We start from the raw sequence: 18,120 nt of genomic DNA, 5'->3' as shown, positions 1-18,120 counted from the left end.
TACGTTGCCGCTGCCGTTGTGAGGGCCCATGTGCGCACGTTGTTTTCAGTTCCAGCAGGAACGGGGTTGAGGAGGATCGGTACAGCGGTTAGCGCTAGCAATGATCTTGGTGTGGGGTCTGCCGCGGCGAGACGTACCCGCTGGACCAGCGCGCGGCGACGCTCTGGTACCACGATCACCGGATGGGGTTCACCGGCCCGCAGGTCTGGCGGGGCCTCGCCGGCTTCTTCCTGATCACCGAGGAGGAGGAGGAAGCACTGGGCGGGTTCAGGCGGTCGCGACATCCCGCTGATGATCACCGACCGGGCGTTCGAGGCGGACGGCGCCCTGAAATACCCGGCGATGGACCCGCACCTGATCAGCATGCCGGGCATCGACGCGGAGCACATGCAGGGCGCGGCCGGCGACGTCATCCTGGTCAACGGCGCTCCCTGGCCGGAGCTGGAGGTCGACGCGGTCCGCTACCGGTTCCGGATCCTCAACGCCTCCAACGCCCGCCGCTACGAGCTGGCCCTCGACCCGCCCGCGCCGCTCACCCAGATCGGCTCGGACCAGGGCCTGCTGGAGGCGCTGGTCGAGCACACCACGATCGCGGTCGCCCCGGCGGAACGCTACGACGTGATCGTCGACTTCGCGGCGTACCCGGTCGGCACGAAGGTGGTTCTCAAGAACGGCGACGGGAAGGTCATGCGCTTCGTGGTGGCCCGCACGGCCACCGACGACAGCAGAATTCCCGCCCGGCTCTCCAAGATCGAGGCGCTGCCGCGGAGAGCGGCTACGGCCCGGCCCTGGATGTTCCGCAAGGGCACGGTGAAGATCATGGGAGAGGAGACGGACGGCTGGATCATCAACGGCCGCGAGTTCGACCCACAGCGTATCGGCGCGACCCCGCGGCTGGGCGACGTGGAGATCTGGCTGCTGGCCTCCGACGCCCACCACCCCGTACACATCCACCTGTCGCCGTTCCAGGTGATCTCCCGCAACGGCGGCGCTTCCGGCCCCCGGCGACCACGGCTGGAAGGACACCGTCGACCTGCGCCCGCACGAGTTGGTCGAGGTGGCGATCCGCTTCGACGATCATGCCGGGCGATACCTGCTGCACTGCCACAACCTCGAACACGAGGACATGGCGATGATGGCCACGTTCCAGGTGAGCGGCTGAACGGCGGATGACCTTGGAGCACCTACCGGCGTTGCAGACGGCCGACGATGGAAGCCACCAGTTCCTCGGCGATGTTCGCTGCCAGCGGTGGGCTTGCGCCGATCGGGGCGAGGTCCTCGCCCAGTAGTGGCTCCAGTTCCTCGGCGAGCTGATCCAGCAGGGCGTCCGACAGCCTCACCGGAACGACCTGGTACGTGATGTGCGTCGAGCCTTCGTCACCGGCGACGGCAGCGTGGACCCAGCCCACGGGGATGTACAGAGAGTCTCCCGGATGCAGGTCCACCGTCATCGCGGGCGGGCCCAACCGGTCGGGATCGACATGACGGGCAGACACGCCGCCCTGGTTCGGCCAGAGCGACCAGCTCTTGCTCCCGTCGATCTGCAGCAGGAAGTTGTCCTCGCCGTCGACGTGCGGGACAAGCCCGGCTTGCTTGCCGCCGGTGATGAAGACATGGGCCTGGACCTCACAGCCGGACTCCTCGGCCAGGCCTGCCGCGAGGGCGGTCGACCACGGCATCCAGTGCTCACCGTCGGCGAGGATCACGGTTGCGCCCTGCTCGACGAGGCCGGAGAGCCGGTCGGGGTCGACGACGTCGGGCACCGTCCGGCCTGAGATGACCCGCTCCACGGTGAACTCGGCAGGGTGATGCAGCCGGCCCGTGGTGGAGACAGTGACCCGGTCGGCACGCAGGCCGCAGGAGAGGAGTTCCCGCACCTGTACGGGCGCCGGAACGCCGGGGGCGTCGGGGTTCTGCCGGCCCGCGGCCGGCGAGCACCGCCAGTGCTTTTCCATGAAGTCGTGCGGCATGCCCCAGCCGCGCAGGGCCTCATCGAACATGGGTCACCTGATCGATTTCCTCACGCCGGAACCAGCAGGCTGCCAGGCAGGCGACGGTGGTCGAACTGGTGTTCTCCGCGACGGCGGCTCGGGCGACGTCGTACATCGCGGCCCAAGCTTCACGAGGAGATCCGGACCGGAACCGGTTGCCGTCCGCGGCGGCGAACGCCGGCCGGTGGCGGCGCCATTCCGCGCCGCCCGCCGCGACCGCCGCCGAGAACGAGATCCTGAACTCGCCGTTGTGCAACGCGGAGTCCACGACCAGCACCGCAGCACCGGGATCGGCTGTCAGTGTCGCGAACCCGAGCATGGCCAGGATCCGTTCGGCGTCCAGGCCCAGGAGAATCAGGCCCGCCTCGGAGATCGGATCGGCGTCCAGGTAGGGAAGGTCGAACTCGGCCGGGTCGGCGTATCGAAGCTCAGACATGCGTTACCTCTGTGCGTCGCGGAGAGGTTTCCAGCTGCCACAGGATGCTGGTCACGATCCGCGAGGTTCCGACCCGATGACCGTCGATGTTGCGCGCGGCCGGGCCCAGAACCATGCAGGCGGCCGCGCCCAGGGCGTGCACCCGCGGGGCAGCACGATAGGCAAGGGAGACCTCGTCGAGATCGGGCCAGCCGTCCCGGGCGCAGACCACGTCGGCGGGCAGCAGTTCCGCGCCGATCAGCGGGCGGGTGCCCAGGGCGAGAACGACCTGGTGGCCGCTCACCGACGTGCCGTCGGAGAGGTCCACGGCAGCCGGACCGCCATCGGTCCTGCCGTGCACAGCGGTGACGCCGGTGCCGCGGTGGACGACCAGGCTGCCGCGTTCCTCCGCCGCGGTGAGGGCCGGCCGGAACTCGAACATCACCGAGGCGCGCCGGTGTTGCCCCATCATCTGGAGCCGGTCCTGCCAGGTGGTGCCGTGGAAGCGCGATCGGCCCTCGGCTCGGAAGAACGAAGCGTTGACGTCCGCGCACTGGTACCGTTCCGCCACTTCGCGGATGACCCAGTGCACCTGTCCGCCGGCGGCCAAGGCCTTACTCACCACGTGCGCCGCGCTCAGGCCGGCGCCCACCACGACGGTCGGGCCGTCTGCCACGCCCACCGGCTCGGACCAGTACCCCACGCCCTCGGGCGGGGTGTCGCCGGGCCACCAGTCCGCCGGGGCGGTCACCGATTCCTCGCCGGTGCACAGGACGACGTTCTCCGCCCGGATGTCGCCGAGCGACGTCCGTACCAGCACCTCGTCGTCATTGGGGTCGATCTGCCGCACATCACCCTGCCAGGCTCGGTAGGCAAGGCCGTGGAGAGCGACGACGTGGTCGCAGTACGCCTCGAAGACGTCCATCGGCACTACGGATCGATGTCCGGCCTGAGCCAGCCGCACCTGGAGGCGCTCTCCCTCGGTCAGCAGTGACCAGCGCAGCCGAGCGAAGTCGAGCAGTTCACAATCCCGGTAGCCTTCCGCCCCGGGATGGTGGTCGTACGGCGAGCGCAGGACCCGTTGTCCGAGGGTGTCGGCTCGATCGAGGAATTGACCGCCCAGCCGGCTGGATCGATCCACGATGACGAAGTCACGGATGCCGGCATGCCAGAAAGTGCCGGCCAGACCGATGGCCGCGAGTCCGCCACCGACGATCACCACGCTGGCGGTAGACGGCAGCGCGTCGGTTCGGTACCGCTGCGGCGGCGCTCCGAACCGGCGTCCGCGCGGCGAGTCGAGAAATTCGGGCGGGGGCAGAAAGACGGTCACGCTACTCCGTTCCGACGGTCTGTCTGGAGGTGGCGGGCGTTTCTGAATCCTCGGCGGCGAAGCCGGAGCTGTGGGAGGCAGTGAGCAGGAGCAAGATGAACGGAATACCGATGAGCGCGAGCCCGATCAAGACGGGATTCGGGCCGAACCGTTCGGTGAGCGCTCCGACGGCGATGATGCCGAGAAGCCGGACGAGCGCGGTCACCGCGCCGCCCGCCGCCAGCACCCGGCCGCGAACGTGGTCAGCGGTGATGCGCTGACGGGTCGCGGACACGATGATGAAGGCGAGCGCCGAGGCGCCATCGAGGATCAGCACCGCGAGGGCCAGCCAGCCGGCGCCGCCGAGCAGGGCGAAAGAGCCGGCCGCGGCGCCGTTGACGCCGAGCACGACGGCCAGCAGCAGCGGCCATTGCCGGGTCTCGCACCAGCGGGCGATGTACAGGCTGCTGATCAGGCCGCCGACGCCGGCTGCGGAGATGACCAGGCCGATGGTCTCCGGGTCGAGTCCCAGCTCGTCGCGCATGCGCACCAGCAGCGGCAGGAATGCGACGGCGGTCAGCAGATGCATGTAACACGCGGCGGTGAGCAGCAGCCGTTGCCGCCGTTGGTGAGTGATCAGGCGCAGTCCGGCGAACAGGGATTCGTCGGCGGCCACGTCGGCTCGGGCGGGCGGGCGGTTGCCGGGCAGCCACATGAGCAGTAGGGCGGAGGTGAGGAAGCTGGCGGCGTTGGTCAGGAAGGCCACGAACGGACCGAACACCTGCAAGAGCCATCCACCCGCGGCGGGACCAGCCAGGGTGGCGGCGGCGTCCGATCCCTCGGCCAGGCCGTTGGCCCGCATCAATTGCTTCTCGTCGACCAGTTTCGGCAGGTAGCTGCCGGACGCTGTGCTGAACACCGTCTCCGCGGTGCCGGCGAGAAGCGCGAGCAGAACCAGCACGGGCAGCCGCCCGTCGGCGAGCACGATCTCAGCACCGATCGCGACGAACGAGACAGCGCCGACCACATCGGCGCAGATCATCAGAGTGCGTCGGTCGAACCGGTCGACGAGCGCGCCGAGGTGCAGGGCGGCCAGGACCGCCGGGAGTCGCAGAGCCGCGGCGACCAACCCGGCGGCGAGCGCCGAACCGTTTGCCGCCAGAATCGCGAGTGGCAGAACGACACCAGCCACCCGGTCGCCGAAAATACTGACCGTGCGTGCGGTCAGAAATACCTTGAAACCGTTTTTCATCTGCGCTCTTACGACTAAGGCCAGGAATGGCCGCGGGCCACCCCGCGACCATTCCGGGAATCCATTTCAGAAAATTAGCCGATCAAGGTCACGGGAACGACGACCTCGATAACGGGCTTCTTCGGCATGCCGTTGGCCACGTAGTCGTCAACCATGTCCTTGATCTTCTTCGGGCTCTCGGTGGGCGCAGGCGAGAAACGGGCGTGAGAAGCGTCACTGCGACGCTTGGTGCACTCAATCGTGAACATCTTGAGCACCGCCTCGCCCGGGCGGACCTCGCCGTCGTAGAACGTGATCCGCTTCTGGTCCGGCGTCATGAACGTCTTCGCGAACTGCTGGGAGACGACCATCGCCTGCTCGTCCTGCACGAAGCGGACGCCCTCACCTGCGGTCATCTGCCAGGTCAGCCACGACGCGTCGGACAGGTTGGTCTCGGACTTGATGACCTGCCAGCGACCTGGCTCGGGAAGCAGGAAGGTCACCGCGACGTCGTGGTCCTTGGTGTCGATGGCCCCGGAGACCATCAGAACCCGACGGCTGAGATCGGCGCTGGCGGCCATTTGGATGTCGCGGGCCCGGACCTGGGTGCGCAGGTCATATCCCGGAATGGACAGTGTCATCAGAACCCCTCCATAGGTTTGGATGGCAGTCGCAAATTGCAATTTACATACGTCACCACAGAAGTGCAACCAATCGAGTCTGCGAATAGCCCTTGCCTGCTCACCCCGGAAGTGCTAGGGTACGCGCGTCTACGATGGACTGTAGACACGCATGAGTGGGTCCGCTATGTTGGCGGCGATGCTAAGCGTAGATAGCCATACGAAGTCATCAGGGATTTACAATTTCCGAGCCGGCTCGCCATTCGGGCTGCGTGTCCTGGTGCGCGCAACGCCGGACAGCGAGGTCGTGTCCGCCACCCTCGCCGTGCGCGTCGGCTCCCGGAGCGAGACCTCGGCCTGGTCCGGACTGGCGCACCTCGCCGAACACGTCTCCTGTGGTCAGGAGACGGCCGCTGCACAGCGGCTCAGTGCCGCCGGCGGCAGCTGCAACGCGGTGACTCAGCCCGATCTCACGCTGTATCACGGTCAAGTCGTCGCCGAGGAAGCTCCCACCCTGTTGGACCGCCTGCTCGAGATCCTGGGTGAGCCCGCGATCGACGCGCGCCGCATCGCTACCGAGGTCACCATCGTCGGCGACGAGATCTCGGCCGCGATGGACAGCACCGTCATGGGCGGCTTTCCCTGGTTGTGGCTGCCGGCTGCACTCTACGACTCGCAGGAGCTGGCCCATAACGGGTACGGCGACCTGGAGTCGCTGAGACGGGTCGACGAGGCCGCCCTGACGGCGTTCTTCAGCCGGCATTACCGAGCGGACAACGCGGTCCTGGCCATCTGCGCCGCTGACCCGGCCCCCCTGATGGCCGTGCTGGGCGTGGCCGAACGTGAGGCGGCCGTCCCCGTGCAGGACCACACCCCCGGGCCTACTCCGGTGCTCACCCCCGCGGCGCCGTACGCGCTGATCGCGCCGCGGCAGCCGCATCAGGCCACCGCGATCGCCTGGTCGTTGCCCGATCAACCGATGAGCTGGGGCCACATCGCGGCGACCGTGCTCGCCGACATCCTGGTCGGAGACCACGGTGGCGCACTCGAGGAACAGATCGAGGCGCTGGAGGTCAGCGCGTACGGGGGCCCGTTCGGTGACCCCTGGGGCATCGCGGCCCCGCTCCCGTTCGTCGTCGAGATACACCACTCGGCGGACCTCGACCCTGAATCCTGGGTGCCGTCGGTACGTGAGGTGCTGCGGTCGCTCGCGCACGACACGGATGCCGACGCAGTGGCGGCCGCCGCCCGTACCCTGGCGGTCCGGTTCTTCGCAGCGTGGGACGACCCCGCAGAGCAGAGCAAGATCATGGCGACCGCCGAACTGGTGTACGGCGACGCCAACCATGCCCTGCAGATTCCCGGCCTGCTCGCGGCCGCCGATCCCGCCGAGGTCCGAGCCGCCGCGGCGGCCCTCGCCGCCGCCCCGGCCCGCCTGCTGACGAGAGGGCCGCGGTCATGACCGGTTTGGTGACTCTGTTGCGCCCCAGCGCCGATCTCGCCTGGCTTCGGCTGCGCATCCGGGTGAAGTCCGGGACTGCTGCTCAGCGTCTGGTCGCAGCTCGCCTGCTGCGCGCCGCAGTGCCGGAACTCCCGGTGGACGGGCTGCCCCTGCACGCGCGGTTGACCACCCTCGGGGCTCTGCTGACCGTCTCGGCCGACGGTCACGGCATCGCGGTGTACGTCACGGTGGTCCCCGAGCGGCTCGCGGCGGCCACGGATCTGATTCGTGCCGCACTCCAGACGCCGCCGCCGGCGGAACTAGCCCGCGCCGCGGCCGACGAGGTCGTCGCGGTATGGGAGTGGATGAGCGCGGACAGCGAGAGCACGGCCGATCTCATCGCCGATCTGACTTTGCACACCGCTCCGCCGTCCTGGCCGGAGTTGTACCGGGAGATGGCCCAGGCGATGTCCGCCGTGTCCCCGTCGTTCCCCGGCCTCGGACCGGCGACCGCCACCCTCGTCAGCCCGTTCGTCCCCGACGCGGCGGTGGAGCGGGCCATCGCCGGACTGACCGAAGGTGCGCACGCCGTCGTGGCCACGGCGGAAGAGCCCGTCGCCACGACCCCGGCCACCCTGCGTCTCGACGTGGCCAGCGAAGCCAGTGCGCTGGTCCGGCTCGGCTGGCGTACGCCGCCCCGGACCCATCCGGACTTTCCATCGCTCGCCGTGGCTGCTCGCATCCTCGGCGGCCACTATCGGTCGCTTCTGATGCGGACGTTCCGTCAGGAACGCGGGTGGAGCTACTCGCCGTGGGCGATGCTGCGCTCCGGTCCGGAACGCGGCCTGTGGCAGGTGTCCGTACGGGTCCCGGCGGACCGTGTCGACGAGGCGACGGCCCGCGTCAGGGAACTCGTAACCGAGTGCCGGCCCACCCCGGCCGAGTGCGCCGTTGCCGTCGCGCACACGGTGGCCGAGCAGCGGACGCTGTGGTCGTCCGGCGAGTCGCGGCTCACCCTCTCCGGTTATTGGCAGGACCTGGGCCTGCAACCGGAGGCCGAGCGCCGGGACTGGCCGCGGCGGGTGGGCGAGGTGTTCGCCGACCGGCTGCACGGCGTCATGCGGACCCACCTGTGTCGTCCCCCGGATCTCACCATGATCCTGACCTAGGAGGAAGACGTTGGCTCTCAGCGTCAACACCCGCCACCACCGAGCCGCCCTCAACATATTCATGGCCGTGGTCCTGGCCCACTGGGCCGAGCATCTCGTCCAGGCCGTCCAGATCTGGTACCTCGGCTGGCCGCGACCGCAGGCCCGGGGCGTGCTGGGAATGCCGTTCCCATGGCTGATCTCGTCCGAGTGGCTGCACTACGGGTACGCCCTGGTCATGCTGGCCGGGCTGTGGCTGCTCAGAGGCGGGTTCCAGGGCTCGGCACGGCGCTGGTGGACCGCGGCGCTCGCAATCCAGTTCTGGCATCACCTCGAACACCTGCTCCTGCTCGTACAGGCGCAGACGGGTCACTTCATCGCCGGGCAGCCAGTGCCCACCAGCCTGCTCCAGCTCGTGGCGCCCCGTGTCGAGCTGCACCTGTTCTACAACACGGTGGTCTTCCTCCCCATGGTCGTCGCCGTATACCGGCACCTGCGCCCGACCGAGACCGAGGCAAGCACGATGACTTGCAGCTGCCGGCCGCGCGAGTTCGGGGACCGTGTCGCGCTGGCCTCCAGCGCCGGGATCTGAGGTATGGCCGCGCGGGCCCTCATCGCGTGCTTCGCCATCACGCTGCTGACCGCCACGGTCGTGACCACGTCTCCCGCACCAGGCCACGAAGCCGCGCTCGTCTCGGCTTCCCCCGCCAACGGCAGCCGGCTCGCCGCGGTGCAGCCGGCATTGGTCCTTGTCTTCGACGGGCTGGTGGATCCGGGCGCGACCCACCTGGCGGTGACCCGGCCGGACGGCACGCCAGCCGCCTCGGAGACATTCGCCGTCGATGGCCGCCGGTTGACGATGCCGCTGCCCACCGCGCTCGACGGCGCGTACTCGGTGGCCTATCACGCGGTGTTCACCGACGGGGAGGAGGCTTCCGGGACGATCGGATTCGGGATTCGGGCGAACCCACCCATCGCCTCCGCCCATCACGATCATGTGGAGCGGAGCGCGGCGAACATGACCCTGCTCGCGATCGATGCGGCCTTGTTCGTCGCGCTGCTGACCGTCCTCCGCGGGAGATCGCGGGTACGAGCTCCCCGTCGATTCCGGGAGAAGTGGGTCCTGCGGGACATCGACGTATGACGGCTTCGAGCCGGGGAAGAACACGCCGAGCACGGAGGCCTCGGGGTCAGGCGGTGGCGCGTTCGTCGGCTGGCCGCCGTCGGTAATGGCCGCCTCGATCATCGAGCCCCCTTGGACGCGCAACGCGAACAGGGTTCCGCGGCCGACGAACTCGGACGGCAGGTTCAGCATCTCCTCGGCGTGCTCCTCGGCGTCACGGTTACGTTCCCGAGGCCATGTACGCGGCGAGGCCCGGTCCGACCCCGTTCGGTACCAGAGGACAGACGCAGCACGCCGTTCCCGCGGTGTCCCGGTGCCTGCTTCTCGGCACGACCGCACGTCGAGCGCACGTCCATCAGGCAACATGACGCTCGCTCGGCGGCAGAATGCGCGCCACGTTGGAGAACGTTGGAGGGCGAGGTGCCGTTACTTCCGGCTCACGCCCGACATCCATGATCAGTAAGATCGCGCGGGTGAGCGCGAACCTGCACCCAGTCCGCCGGGTCAGCGTGGGCGACCTTAGCGCCGACATCGACGAGGAGCTTGCACCGATAATCGAGGTCGTCTGGCGTCTGGGGCTGGCGACGTGGACGTGTTGCCAGAATGCGGGCGAGAGCAACGCCGACTGGCCGCAGCAGTTGCCGCACATGGCCCCGGTCATCGCTGCGCAAGTGGGCTGGGCCTACATCGACTTCCCGATCGACGACGGGTTGGCGTTCCTGACGGCGCTCGCCCAGGCCGGTCCTCGCGACGCCTTCTATCTGCGGATGACGCACTGGGCAGCACCGGACTCGTGGCACGTGTCCGCCCGGCCGATGGACGGGGCAACCTTCGACCAGCGGCGCGAGTCGCAGTTCGAGCTACGGCTCCTGTTGGTCCGCTTCCCGAGCTACGACCGTGCGGAGATACTGCGTCGGCTGACCGCCTACGAGGCTGGCCGACTCATGCCGCCAGGGCCGATCGACCGGTCAAGCATGACTCCCAGGCAGCCGGCATGATGGCGTGTCCTCAGGCAGGCCCCATGACTGGTGCTCCTGGTGACGAACAGGCCAACTCCCGGCGCACCCGGTCTGCGGCATGAGTAGCCCTGTGTCAAGCGGCGGGGGCGAGGGCGGCCTGCAGAGCGCGGTGGCGGGTGGGGTCGTAGGGGACGCGGTCTTGCCAGCAGCGCCAGATCACGTGCAGCCAGGCGCGGGCGAGGATTCGGGTCGCGTGGGGGTGGTCGTGGCCGCGAGCCCGGGCCCGCCGGTAGAGGTCGGCGGCCCAGGGGTTGGCGTGGTGGGAGTCGCCGGCGAAGTCGATGGCCGCTGCACGGAGTTGTTTGTCGACGGCCCAGCGGAAGCCGACGACTTTCACCTTCCCGGACTGCCTGGTCGAGGGCGCAGCCCCGGCCAGGCAGGTGAGTGCCTCGGGCGTCGGGAAGCGGCCGCGGGCGTCACCGATCTCAGCCAGAAGCCGGGCCGCGCGCACGATCCCCGCCCGGGGCAGGGACGTGAACACTGCCGCGTCGGGATGCTGCAGCAGCTGGAGCTCAATCTGCTCATCCAGCGCGCTGATCTGCTCCCGCAGGGCAGTAAGCCCAGCCACCAACGCAGCGGTGACGTGCGCCCGGGCGGTGGCTTCAGGACCGGTGGTCCCGCGGGTAGCCGCAAGCAGATGGGCGTGCAGCAGCCCGGCTCGTGCCGGGTTGGGGTAGGAGACGCTGCGCAGCCAGTTCTGCAGTCTGCGTGGCGACAGCCAGTCGACCTTGTCCTGAGTCGCGAACCGGGTGAGGAAACTCAGGGTGATGGCGGAGTCGATGTCGCGGAACAGCCCGATCACGCCGGGCAGAACATGTTCGAGGTGGGCGTGGAGCTGATTGGCCATCGCGACCCGGGCGGCGATGAGGTCCTTGCGGGCGCGGACGGTCATCCGCAACGTGACTGTCGCGGGAGAGTCGACGGTGAGGGGACGCAGGCGATGGTGATCGGTGCGGACGGTGTCGGCCAGGACGTAGGCGTCGAAGCGGTCGTCCTTGTTACCGGCTGCGCCGTAGCGGCGGCGCAGGTGCTTGATCTGGTTCGGGGCGATCACGAAGACCGTGAGCCCCGCCTCGAGGAGGGCCTCGACGATGGGCCCGTCGGGGCGTTCGATACCGACCTCGAGCACAGCGGCTTGCTGCAGGCATCGCAGCAGCTTCCGCAGCCCCGCAGCGGTGTGCTCGACGATCATCCGTTGAACCTCGACACCGTCGGGGCCAACGATCGCGAGGGCGTGCTCAGTACTGGCCCAGTCGACGCCCGCAGTTGGTCGACGCATCGAGGAATGGTGTCCGACACTCATAGTGTCCTCCTTGCTGTTGCAGCAGCAGGTGGGCACCTGGTGGTCTCAGGACACGGAAGCCGGTCGCTCACTGATCGGCGCTCGACGGCGCGCAGCCCTGTCGCCAGTCATACGTGCCCTGGGACCACCGGGCCCCGCGGAACTCATGCCGGACCTCTCACGGTCGAGCGGACGAGGCGGTGGCCCGGTGGGGACCAGGTGCGCCGACGACCCGAGATCGCCGGCACCAGACACGGTGCCCGACGAGACCGTCGACAGGAAGAGTCTGCGCAGTGAGCGGATGCTGGTGTATCCGGCAGTGGGCCTATTCGACCGCAGCCTTCAAGACCCAGGAGGTGGGCCGAGGACGGCCGGGAAGGTCGGTACGCCCTGTGGACCAGAGAAGCACCTGGACCGGATCCCCGGCCGGAGCGTGGGGAAAGAGCCGGTCAAGCACGGAGCTGCAGAGAGATTCAGGCGGATGCCAGTGGATGCCGAGCCCTTCGGTGATGTCGTGGGTGTGCACCAGCGTCTCGTTTACGCCCAGCGCCGCGAAGCCGCTCGGGTCTGTCGGGCCCCAGTGCCAGGCTCGTACCGAAGCGTCGGATGCGGCCAACGCGGTGCTCAGCAAGTTTCCTGCGCCGGCGACTATTCGCAGCAGGTCGCGGGGAGACGCGTCGTCGCGTACCACCAGGTCGAACGGGAGGTAGGCGGAGTCGGGCCGAGCAGCGAGCTGCCCGGCGTACGCGAGGAGGTCATGCGCGACATGGGCGGCTGTTTCCCAGCAGCTCCAGTCGAGCGTGCCGGCCGGGCGTCGCCAGTCCGCGGACTCGTGCGGTGTGAGTACCAGCACCATTTCGGCCACGGCTTGGTCGACATCACGGCTGTCCATCGGGCGCATGACGAAGGAGCCTGCCAGATGTTGCGCTGCGTCGCGGTACCGCCAAACACTCGCTCATCGGCATGTTCACGCGCGGGGCAGCTCGGCGGACCAATCACTGACCGTAGCGATCGCCTCGCGCTAAGTGAGTGAACACGGCTCAGTTGGGCGATGAGTCGTCCGGCGCTTTGAGGACCAATACCGTCATGTCCAACAGTCGCTGGTAGTACGCGGCCTCATCGTCGTCCAACTCCGGGATGACACGGAGGAGTTCCTGCTCGCATGCCGCAAGGATGTCCCACCGCCCGTCATCGATGTTTCCGCCTCGATGCAGCCAGCTACTGACGCAGCCAGCCACATTGGAATCGAGCAGCACCATGCTGACGCCGGCCACGTCAACACTTCTCAGCCGGCCAGGAAACGGGGCCTGCGTGTGCGCGTTCCAGAGTTCGGCGACTGCCGCCAGTCGGTCTGTCATGCGAACCGGCACTCCGATCATCGACCAGGTACCGACTGTAGACGCACTCTTCTCGGCAAAGTCGGACGTTGCGGGAGCGGGGCTGAACGCGCGCATCGCGGCATGAGAGTTAACGGTTCCTGGCAAAGTCTACCGATCAACACGGTCCTGCCCTCGTCGCTGCGTCAGAGCAGAGTGACCGCGTCGCGGCGGCGATGTAGCGGCGGCCGTGCGGCGCACGATCAGAATGGTGCGGGTCCGCGGCCTGCCAACGACATCAACACCTGCGTGGCGAGTAGCTTGCGTATGCCGGTGACGGCCACTGTCCCCATCCGATCGTAGGGCAGTTCCAATTGCAGCCCTTCGACTGCGTTGCGAAGGTCTGTCGTGATCTCGTCCGGACGGAACGTGCCGCCCCAGCCGTTGAGTCCTCCGCGCTGGTTGGTACTGAGGGAAGCCATGCCGGATATGCATGCGCCGTTGACCAGGATCAGCCTCGCAGGACCCGAGTAGGTCGTCGTCATAGTCATCAACCCTTCAGGATGTAGCGCCGTGCACCCCGGGTCCCGGCTGTCTGACAGTCATCAGGAGGCGAGGCGTCGAGTCCGACCATGGTGTGCTCCACTTGGACCGCGACCGTACGTGCCTCGACCGTCAGGCGGCGGCGATGCGGAATTCGGCTCGTTAGCGATAAGGGTCGACGTCTGTGTCTGTCTGGTTCATGTGCCAAAGGCGCGCCTTGGGCGAGCTGACAGTCGGCCTGGGCAGACTAGCGCCCGAGGTCCGAATCGATCCAGAGAAGAGAACACGGGGGCGATGTTGAGCTGGCTCCACACCGAGATGGCCGGCCTTCTGCCGATCAGACGATTTTTCGCGATGCCGTGGTGAGCGCATGAAACGCCGAACGGCGGCCCGCTGAACCAGTCGGGCCGCCGTTCGCAGAGTGTGGATCAAAGCGGGCGGATGTTCTCCGCCTGCGGGCCCTTCTGGCCTTGGGTGATGTCGAACTCCACCTTCTGATTCTCGTCGAGGCTGCGGAAGCCGCTCGCCGAGATCGCGGAGAAGTGGGCGAAGACGTCGGCGCCGCCGTCGTCCGGGCTGATGAAGCCGAAGCCCTTGTCGGCGTTGAACCACTTAACGGTACCTGTAGTCATGTCTGCTCCTTCGCAGGCTGTTAGAGACCGCACTGTGCGGACCCGTACGCCGCCGCGTTGATCACCCGCGTCGAAACGACACGAAAAACGAAAAGCGCCTGGATGGGTTTCAGATGCCCCATCAGGCGCCGGAAAACGTCTACGGAAATCAAAACTGCAACTCGGCTACCGTAGCACATGATCCGTCGTCGATCCCATGGCGGTGCGTGGACCTGGCCACTCGTCTGCTTGACGGCACGGAAGCATCTCAGCGATAGTTGAGTCAATGATGACTGAGCTTGCTTCCCTGCAGGGGCGCGCCCGGATCCACGCCGCGCTCGGCGACCCGGCGCGTCTGGCGATCGTGGACGCGCTCACCCTGGGAGACGCCTCCCCCGGCGAGGTCGCTCATGACCTGGGGATGCCGACGAACCTGGTCGCCCACCACGTCAAGGTCCTCACCGAGGCCGGCCTGGTGGTGCGCGGCCGGTCCGAGGGTGACCGCCGCCGCACCTACCTGCGTCTGCGACCCGAAGCCCTCGCGACACTGACCCCGGCGCCGCTGACCGGCGTCGGTCGGGTGGTGTTCGTCTGTACCCGCAACTCCGCCCGCTCCCAGCTTGCCGCCGCCCTGTGGTCCGATCGCACCCACACCGCGGCGGCGTCCGCCGGCACGAAACCCGCCGAGCGGGTTCATCCGCGCGCCGTCGCCGTGGCTCGCCGGCACGGGCTGGCCCTGGACCCAACCGCCACCTCCCATGTCGCCGACATAGTGCGCGACGACGACCTGGTCATCGCCGTCTGCGACAACGCCCACGAGGAACTCACCGGGCCGGGCCGGCCCCGGCTGCACTGGTCGGTGCCCGACCCGGTCCGCCTCGACACCGACGACGCGTTCGAGGCCGCGTACGCCGACCTCGCCGCCCGCGTCGACCGCGTCGCCCCCGTCATCGCCCCCGCCACGAGCTCGGGAGACCACTGTGACTGAGACCAACGCCTACGTACGCGAAGACCTTTCTGTCGACCAGCAGCTCGCGCTGCGCACCGCCGCCACCCGCCTCGCCGCCGAGTTCGACGGGACCTACGGCGCCGAGACCGTGGAGCGGTTCCTGCACGCCAGCTACGACCAGTTCGCCACCGTCGGCAGCGTCCCCAACTACCTGCCGCTGCTGGCCGAGCGGTTCGCCCGCCAGCGCCTGCAGGCCCTCGCCCGCGTGGAGGGTCACCACCGCGACGGCCGGCCCGTCGCCCTGTTCCTGTGTACCCACAACGCCGGGCGATCCCAGATGGCCCTCGGGTTCTTCACCCACCTCGCCGGCGAACAGGCGGTCGCCTGGTCCGGCGGCAGTGAACCCGGGACCCAGGTCAACCCGGCGGCGATCGCGGCGATGGCCGAACGCGGTATCGACATCTCCCAAGAGTTCCCCAAGCCCTGGACCGACGAGGTGGTTCGCGCCGCCGACGTCGTGGTCACCATGGGCTGCGGCGACGCCTGCCCCGTCTTTCCCGGCACCCGCTACGAGAACTGGGACCTCGACGACCCCGCCGGCCTCACCGTGGCCGACGTGCGGCCGATCCGCGACGAGATCGAACGCCGCGTCCGCCGGCTGCTCGACGAACTGAACGTCCCCGCCACCCGATAGACCCCCGGCCGACAGCGGTCCGGGACGTTACCGCAATGGGAGATAACAGACCGATGACCAACGCACTCCGGCGGCGCCTGCTGGCCGAGTTCACCGGCACCGCCCTGCTGGTCACCGCCGTGGTCGGCTCCGGCATCATGGCCGCCACCCTGTCCCCCGACGACATCGGGCTCCAACCGCTGGAGAACTCGATCGCCACCGCGTTCGCCCTGGGCACGCTGATCCTGATCTTCGGCCCGGTCTCCGGCGCGCACTTCAACCCGGTCGTCTCCGCCGCCGACTGGTTCCTCGGCCGCCGCGCCGGCACCGGCCTGACCGGCCGCGACCTCGGCGGCTACGTCGCGGCCCAGCTCTCCGGGGCGATCGCCGGATCGGTGCTGGCGAACCTCATGTTCGACCTGACCGCCGTGACCTGGTCAAGCAAACAGCGCGCCGCCGGCAACCTGTGGCTCGGTGAGGTCGTCGCCACCGCCGGTCTGATCCTGCTGGTCTTCGCTCTCGCCCGCTCCGGCCGCGCCCCCGTCGCGCCCGCCGCCGTGGGCGCGTACATCGGGGCCGCGTACTGGTTCACCTCGTCCACCTCGTTCGCCAACCCAGCGGTCACCGTCGGACGGGCGTTCACCGACACCTTCGCCGGCATCGCCCCTATCTCCGTCCCCGGCTTCGTCGTCGCCCAGCTCGTCGGCCTCGCCGTGGGCATCGGCCTCCTGGCCGCGCTCTACCCCGACGCCGGGCGGGCCGCCGACCAGGTGGTGGTGCCCACCGACGACCGGGACCCGGCTCTCGACCACCGCCGATGACCAGCAAGCCCGAGCACCGGAGCGCCGACACGTCGTACCGCGGCCTGCTCAACCGGCCGCACCCGGCTGGCCGGTACCGGCTGCTCGACCGCAACAGCGACCCCGACCGATCGCTGCCCGCGATTCCTGACGAGGCGCCGGTGGACCGGCCCTGCGACCCGCACTGCCAGAGAGGCTCCTGATGTCCGACAAGCCCAGCGTCCTGTTCGTCTGCGTGCACAACGCCGGCCGCTCCCAGATGGCCGCCGGCTGGCTGCGCCACCTCGCCGGCGACACCGTCGAGGTCCGCTCCGCCGGCTCCGCGCCCGCCGACACCGTCAACCCCGCCGCCGTCGAGGCCATGCGCGAGGTCGGCATCGACATCACCGACCAGACCCCCAAACTCCTCGAGTACGCCACGGCCGAGTCCTCCGACGTCATCGTCACCATGGGCTGCGCCGACGCCTGCCCGGTCTTCCCCGGCAAGCGCTACGAGGACTGGAAACTCGAAGACCCCGCCGGCAAGGGCGTCGACGCCGTCCGCCCCATCCGCGACGACATCCGCACCCGGGTCGAGAAGCTCCTCGCCGAACTGCGCCCCTCCGCCTGACCCATCCCGTCGCCACAGTCCCGCCCGCCGGCCCGCGTGGGCGGGCGGCTGCAGCCTGAGCAGGAGCCCCTCGTGTCCGACCCGCACCGCCTGATCATCATCGGCTCCGGACCCGCCGGATATACCGCCGCCCTCTACGCCGCCCGAGCCGACCTCGCACCCTTGGTCATCGAGGGCAGCCAGTCCGGCGGCGCGTTGATGACCACCACCGAGGTGGAGAACTTCCCCGGCTTCCCCGACGGCATCACCGGTCCGGACCTGATGGACAACCTCCGCAAGCAGGCCGGCCGCTTCGGCGCCCGGTTCGTCACCGACGACGTCACCCGCGTCGACCTCACCACTGCGACCAAAACCGTGTGGATCGGCGATCAGACCCACCACGCGCATGCGGCAATCCTCGCCACCGGCTCCGCCTGGCGGCCCCTCGGCGTCCCCGGAGAGACCGAACTCCTCGGCCACGGCGTGTCCTCCTGCGCCACCTGCGACGGGTTCTTCTTCCGCGACCAGGACATCGCCGTCGTCGGCGGCGGCGACACCGCCATGGAAGAGGCCACCTTCCTCACCCGCTTCGCCCGCAGCGTCACCATCATCCACCGGCGCGACACCTTTCGCGCCAGCCATATCATGACCGACCGGGCGCTGAGCAACGACAAGATCACCGTGGCGTGGAACAGCGTCGTCGAGGAAATCCTCGGCCACGACGGTGCCGTCGCCGGAGCCCGCCTGCGGGACGTCCACACCGGGCAGACCCGCGTCCTGGACGTCACCGGCGTGTTCGTCGCCATCGGCCACGATCCGCGCAGCGACCTGTTTCGTGGCCAGGTCGACCTCGACGACGAGGGCTACGTCACCGTCGACTCCCCCGGCACCCGCACCAACCTGCCCGGTGTGTTCGCCGCGGGCAGTGTCGTCGACCGCATCTACCGCCAGGCGATCACCGCCGCCGGCACCGGCTGCGCCGCCGCACTCGACGCGGAGCGCTACCTCGCCGCCCTGTCCTGACAGTTGCACCCGGGGCCCGGCCGATCCTGGCCGGGCC

22 protein-coding genes and 1 pseudogene are annotated in these 18,120 nt (G+C 68.9%); 13 read left to right on the top strand and 10 right to left on the bottom strand.

The genetic code is table 11. The features are described 5' to 3' along the window. Positions 1 to 291: 291 nt before the first annotated feature. Together ACFOYX_RS12375 and ACFOYX_RS12370 are read left to right on the top strand one after the other, a co-directional pair. Positions 292 to 993: pseudogene (locus tag ACFOYX_RS12375) on the top strand (multicopper oxidase family protein); the annotation flags it as partial. A gap of 64 nt (positions 994 to 1,057) precedes the next feature. After that, a complete protein-coding gene (locus tag ACFOYX_RS12370) occupies positions 1,058 to 1,162 on the top strand; it encodes a multicopper oxidase domain-containing protein (protein ID WP_369292974.1) in 105 nt (34 codons plus the stop codon). A 22-nt stretch (positions 1,163 to 1,184) separates the two neighbouring features. Here the strand turns inward: ACFOYX_RS12370 and ACFOYX_RS12365 are convergent, their stop codons facing one another. From ACFOYX_RS12365 to ACFOYX_RS12345, 5 genes are all read right to left on the bottom strand, one after another. Continuing rightward, entirely contained in the window at positions 1,185 to 2,000 is an 816-nt protein-coding gene (locus ACFOYX_RS12365; protein ID WP_322440046.1) for a JmjC domain-containing protein, read from the bottom strand. Further along, the gene (locus ACFOYX_RS12360; RefSeq protein ID WP_322440047.1) at positions 1,990 to 2,427 is read right to left on the bottom strand and encodes a DUF6187 family protein; all 438 of its coding nucleotides are present in this window, start codon (positions 2,425 to 2,427) and stop codon (positions 1,990 to 1,992) included. Before ACFOYX_RS12360 ends, ACFOYX_RS12365 begins: the two co-directional genes overlap by 11 nt. Beyond that, entirely contained in the window at positions 2,420 to 3,736 is a 1,317-nt protein-coding gene (locus tag ACFOYX_RS12355) for a hypothetical protein (protein ID WP_322440048.1), read from the bottom strand. The genes ACFOYX_RS12360 and ACFOYX_RS12355 overlap by 8 nt, the downstream gene beginning before the upstream one ends. Position 3,737: 1 nt before the next feature. Beyond that, entirely contained in the window at positions 3,738 to 4,967 is a 1,230-nt protein-coding gene (locus ACFOYX_RS12350) for an MFS transporter (RefSeq protein WP_322440049.1), read from the bottom strand. A gap of 74 nt (positions 4,968 to 5,041) precedes the next feature. Next, the gene (locus ACFOYX_RS12345; protein ID WP_322440050.1) at positions 5,042 to 5,587 is read right to left on the bottom strand and encodes a DUF6423 family protein; all 546 of its coding nucleotides are present in this window, start codon (positions 5,585 to 5,587) and stop codon (positions 5,042 to 5,044) included. A 166-nt stretch (positions 5,588 to 5,753) separates the two neighbouring features. Between ACFOYX_RS12345 and ACFOYX_RS12340 the strand changes: the two genes are divergently transcribed. The 5 genes from ACFOYX_RS12340 to ACFOYX_RS12320 all read left to right on the top strand — a co-directional run bounded on the left by ACFOYX_RS12340 (position 5,754) and on the right by ACFOYX_RS12320 (position 10,276). Beyond that, the gene (locus tag ACFOYX_RS12340; protein ID WP_322440051.1) at positions 5,754 to 7,028 is read left to right on the top strand and encodes an insulinase family protein; all 1,275 of its coding nucleotides are present in this window, start codon (positions 5,754 to 5,756) and stop codon (positions 7,026 to 7,028) included. An 8-nt stretch (positions 7,029 to 7,036) separates the two neighbouring features. Further along, on the top strand, positions 7,037 to 8,176 hold the full coding sequence (locus ACFOYX_RS12335; protein WP_322440052.1) for an insulinase family protein: 1,140 nt from the start codon (positions 7,037 to 7,039) through the stop codon (positions 8,174 to 8,176). A gap of 61 nt (positions 8,177 to 8,237) precedes the next feature. Next, positions 8,238 to 8,747, top strand: a complete 510-nt coding sequence (locus ACFOYX_RS12330; protein WP_322440166.1) for a hypothetical protein — start codon at positions 8,238 to 8,240, stop codon at positions 8,745 to 8,747. A gap of 3 nt (positions 8,748 to 8,750) precedes the next feature. Beyond that, on the top strand, positions 8,751 to 9,299 hold the full coding sequence (locus ACFOYX_RS12325) for a copper resistance protein CopC (protein WP_322440053.1): 549 nt from the start codon (positions 8,751 to 8,753) through the stop codon (positions 9,297 to 9,299). A 452-nt stretch (positions 9,300 to 9,751) separates the two neighbouring features. Then, the gene (locus tag ACFOYX_RS12320; RefSeq protein ID WP_322440054.1) at positions 9,752 to 10,276 is read left to right on the top strand and encodes a hypothetical protein; all 525 of its coding nucleotides are present in this window, start codon (positions 9,752 to 9,754) and stop codon (positions 10,274 to 10,276) included. A 94-nt stretch (positions 10,277 to 10,370) separates the two neighbouring features. On the opposite strand, the gene ACFOYX_RS12315 is transcribed toward ACFOYX_RS12320, so the two are convergent. From ACFOYX_RS12315 to ACFOYX_RS12295, 5 genes are all read right to left on the bottom strand, one after another. Continuing rightward, the gene (locus ACFOYX_RS12315) at positions 10,371 to 11,600 is read right to left on the bottom strand and encodes an IS110 family transposase (RefSeq protein ID WP_322440055.1); all 1,230 of its coding nucleotides are present in this window, start codon (positions 11,598 to 11,600) and stop codon (positions 10,371 to 10,373) included. A 304-nt stretch (positions 11,601 to 11,904) separates the two neighbouring features. After that, positions 11,905 to 12,471 carry a maleylpyruvate isomerase N-terminal domain-containing protein gene (locus tag ACFOYX_RS12310; protein ID WP_322475089.1) on the bottom strand — a complete coding sequence of 189 codons (567 nt, stop codon included), beginning with the start codon at positions 12,469 to 12,471 and terminating at the stop codon, positions 11,905 to 11,907. Positions 12,472 to 12,619: 148 nt separating this feature from the next. Then, positions 12,620 to 13,033, bottom strand: a complete 414-nt coding sequence (locus tag ACFOYX_RS12305; RefSeq protein WP_322440057.1) for a hypothetical protein — start codon at positions 13,031 to 13,033, stop codon at positions 12,620 to 12,622. A 125-nt stretch (positions 13,034 to 13,158) separates the two neighbouring features. Continuing rightward, positions 13,159 to 13,440, bottom strand: a complete 282-nt coding sequence (locus ACFOYX_RS12300; RefSeq protein WP_322440058.1) for a hypothetical protein — start codon at positions 13,438 to 13,440, stop codon at positions 13,159 to 13,161. A 426-nt stretch (positions 13,441 to 13,866) separates the two neighbouring features. Next, positions 13,867 to 14,070, bottom strand: a complete 204-nt coding sequence (locus tag ACFOYX_RS12295; RefSeq protein WP_013283833.1) for a cold-shock protein — start codon at positions 14,068 to 14,070, stop codon at positions 13,867 to 13,869. A 265-nt stretch (positions 14,071 to 14,335) separates the two neighbouring features. Between ACFOYX_RS12295 and ACFOYX_RS12290 the strand changes: the two genes are divergently transcribed. The 6 genes from ACFOYX_RS12290 (at position 14,336) to trxB (ending at position 18,083) form a co-directional block, all read left to right on the top strand. Further along, the gene (locus ACFOYX_RS12290; RefSeq protein ID WP_322440059.1) at positions 14,336 to 15,037 is read left to right on the top strand and encodes a helix-turn-helix domain-containing protein; all 702 of its coding nucleotides are present in this window, start codon (positions 14,336 to 14,338) and stop codon (positions 15,035 to 15,037) included. Further along, positions 15,030 to 15,692 carry an arsenate reductase ArsC gene (locus ACFOYX_RS12285; protein ID WP_322440060.1) on the top strand — a complete coding sequence of 221 codons (663 nt, stop codon included), beginning with the start codon at positions 15,030 to 15,032 and terminating at the stop codon, positions 15,690 to 15,692. Before ACFOYX_RS12290 ends, ACFOYX_RS12285 begins: the two co-directional genes overlap by 8 nt. 53 nt (positions 15,693 to 15,745) lie before the next feature. Further along, positions 15,746 to 16,492 carry an MIP/aquaporin family protein gene (locus ACFOYX_RS12280; RefSeq protein WP_322440061.1) on the top strand — a complete coding sequence of 249 codons (747 nt, stop codon included), beginning with the start codon at positions 15,746 to 15,748 and terminating at the stop codon, positions 16,490 to 16,492. Beyond that, on the top strand, positions 16,489 to 16,674 hold the full coding sequence (locus tag ACFOYX_RS12275) for a hypothetical protein (RefSeq protein WP_322440062.1): 186 nt from the start codon (positions 16,489 to 16,491) through the stop codon (positions 16,672 to 16,674). The genes ACFOYX_RS12280 and ACFOYX_RS12275 overlap by 4 nt, the downstream gene beginning before the upstream one ends. After that, a complete protein-coding gene (locus ACFOYX_RS12270) occupies positions 16,674 to 17,081 on the top strand; it encodes an arsenate reductase ArsC (protein ID WP_322440063.1) in 408 nt (135 codons plus the stop codon). Before ACFOYX_RS12275 ends, ACFOYX_RS12270 begins: the two co-directional genes overlap by 1 nt. Positions 17,082 to 17,153: 72 nt before the next feature. Beyond that, complete coding sequence (gene trxB, locus ACFOYX_RS12265; RefSeq protein WP_322440064.1) at positions 17,154 to 18,083, top strand: thioredoxin-disulfide reductase; 930 nt, start codon at positions 17,154 to 17,156, stop codon at positions 18,081 to 18,083. Positions 18,084 to 18,120 lie beyond the last annotated feature (37 nt).

The sequence above is a fragment of the Micromonospora sp. GCM10011541 genome (assembly GCF_042650725.1).
Classification (GTDB): Bacteria; Actinomycetota; Actinomycetes; order Mycobacteriales; family Micromonosporaceae; genus Micromonospora; species Micromonospora sicca.
This window is presented reverse-complemented; position numbering and strand designations above follow the sequence as displayed.

Excerpts from the sequence above, each read along its gene's own strand:
- ACFOYX_RS12365 (WP_322440046.1), bottom strand. The coding sequence starts at position 2,000 with ATGTTCGATGAGGCCCTGCGCGGCTGGGGCATGCCGCACGACTTCATG.
- ACFOYX_RS12360 (WP_322440047.1), bottom strand. The coding sequence starts at position 2,427 with ATGTCTGAGCTTCGATACGCCGACCCGGCCGAGTTCGACCTTCCCTAC.
- ACFOYX_RS12350 (WP_322440049.1), bottom strand. The coding sequence starts at position 4,967 with ATGAAAAACGGTTTCAAGGTATTTCTGACCGCACGCACGGTCAGTATT.
- ACFOYX_RS12345 (WP_322440050.1), bottom strand. The coding sequence starts at position 5,587 with ATGACACTGTCCATTCCGGGATATGACCTGCGCACCCAGGTCCGGGCC.
- ACFOYX_RS12340 (WP_322440051.1), top strand. The coding sequence starts at position 5,754 with ATGTTGGCGGCGATGCTAAGCGTAGATAGCCATACGAAGTCATCAGGG.
- ACFOYX_RS12330 (WP_322440166.1), top strand. The coding sequence starts at position 8,238 with ATGGCCGTGGTCCTGGCCCACTGGGCCGAGCATCTCGTCCAGGCCGTC.
- ACFOYX_RS12325 (WP_322440053.1), top strand. The coding sequence starts at position 8,751 with ATGGCCGCGCGGGCCCTCATCGCGTGCTTCGCCATCACGCTGCTGACC.
- ACFOYX_RS12315 (WP_322440055.1), bottom strand. The coding sequence starts at position 11,600 with ATGAGTGTCGGACACCATTCCTCGATGCGTCGACCAACTGCGGGCGTC.
- ACFOYX_RS12310 (WP_322475089.1), bottom strand. The coding sequence starts at position 12,471 with ATGGACAGCCGTGATGTCGACCAAGCCGTGGCCGAAATGGTGCTGGTA.
- ACFOYX_RS12305 (WP_322440057.1), bottom strand. The coding sequence starts at position 13,033 with ATGCGCGCGTTCAGCCCCGCTCCCGCAACGTCCGACTTTGCCGAGAAG.
- ACFOYX_RS12300 (WP_322440058.1), bottom strand. The coding sequence starts at position 13,440 with ATGACGACGACCTACTCGGGTCCTGCGAGGCTGATCCTGGTCAACGGC.
- ACFOYX_RS12295 (WP_013283833.1), bottom strand. The coding sequence starts at position 14,070 with ATGACTACAGGTACCGTTAAGTGGTTCAACGCCGACAAGGGCTTCGGC.
- ACFOYX_RS12290 (WP_322440059.1), top strand. The coding sequence starts at position 14,336 with ATGATGACTGAGCTTGCTTCCCTGCAGGGGCGCGCCCGGATCCACGCC.
- ACFOYX_RS12280 (WP_322440061.1), top strand. The coding sequence starts at position 15,746 with ATGACCAACGCACTCCGGCGGCGCCTGCTGGCCGAGTTCACCGGCACC.
- ACFOYX_RS12275 (WP_322440062.1), top strand. The coding sequence starts at position 16,489 with ATGACCAGCAAGCCCGAGCACCGGAGCGCCGACACGTCGTACCGCGGC.
- ACFOYX_RS12270 (WP_322440063.1), top strand. The coding sequence starts at position 16,674 with ATGTCCGACAAGCCCAGCGTCCTGTTCGTCTGCGTGCACAACGCCGGC.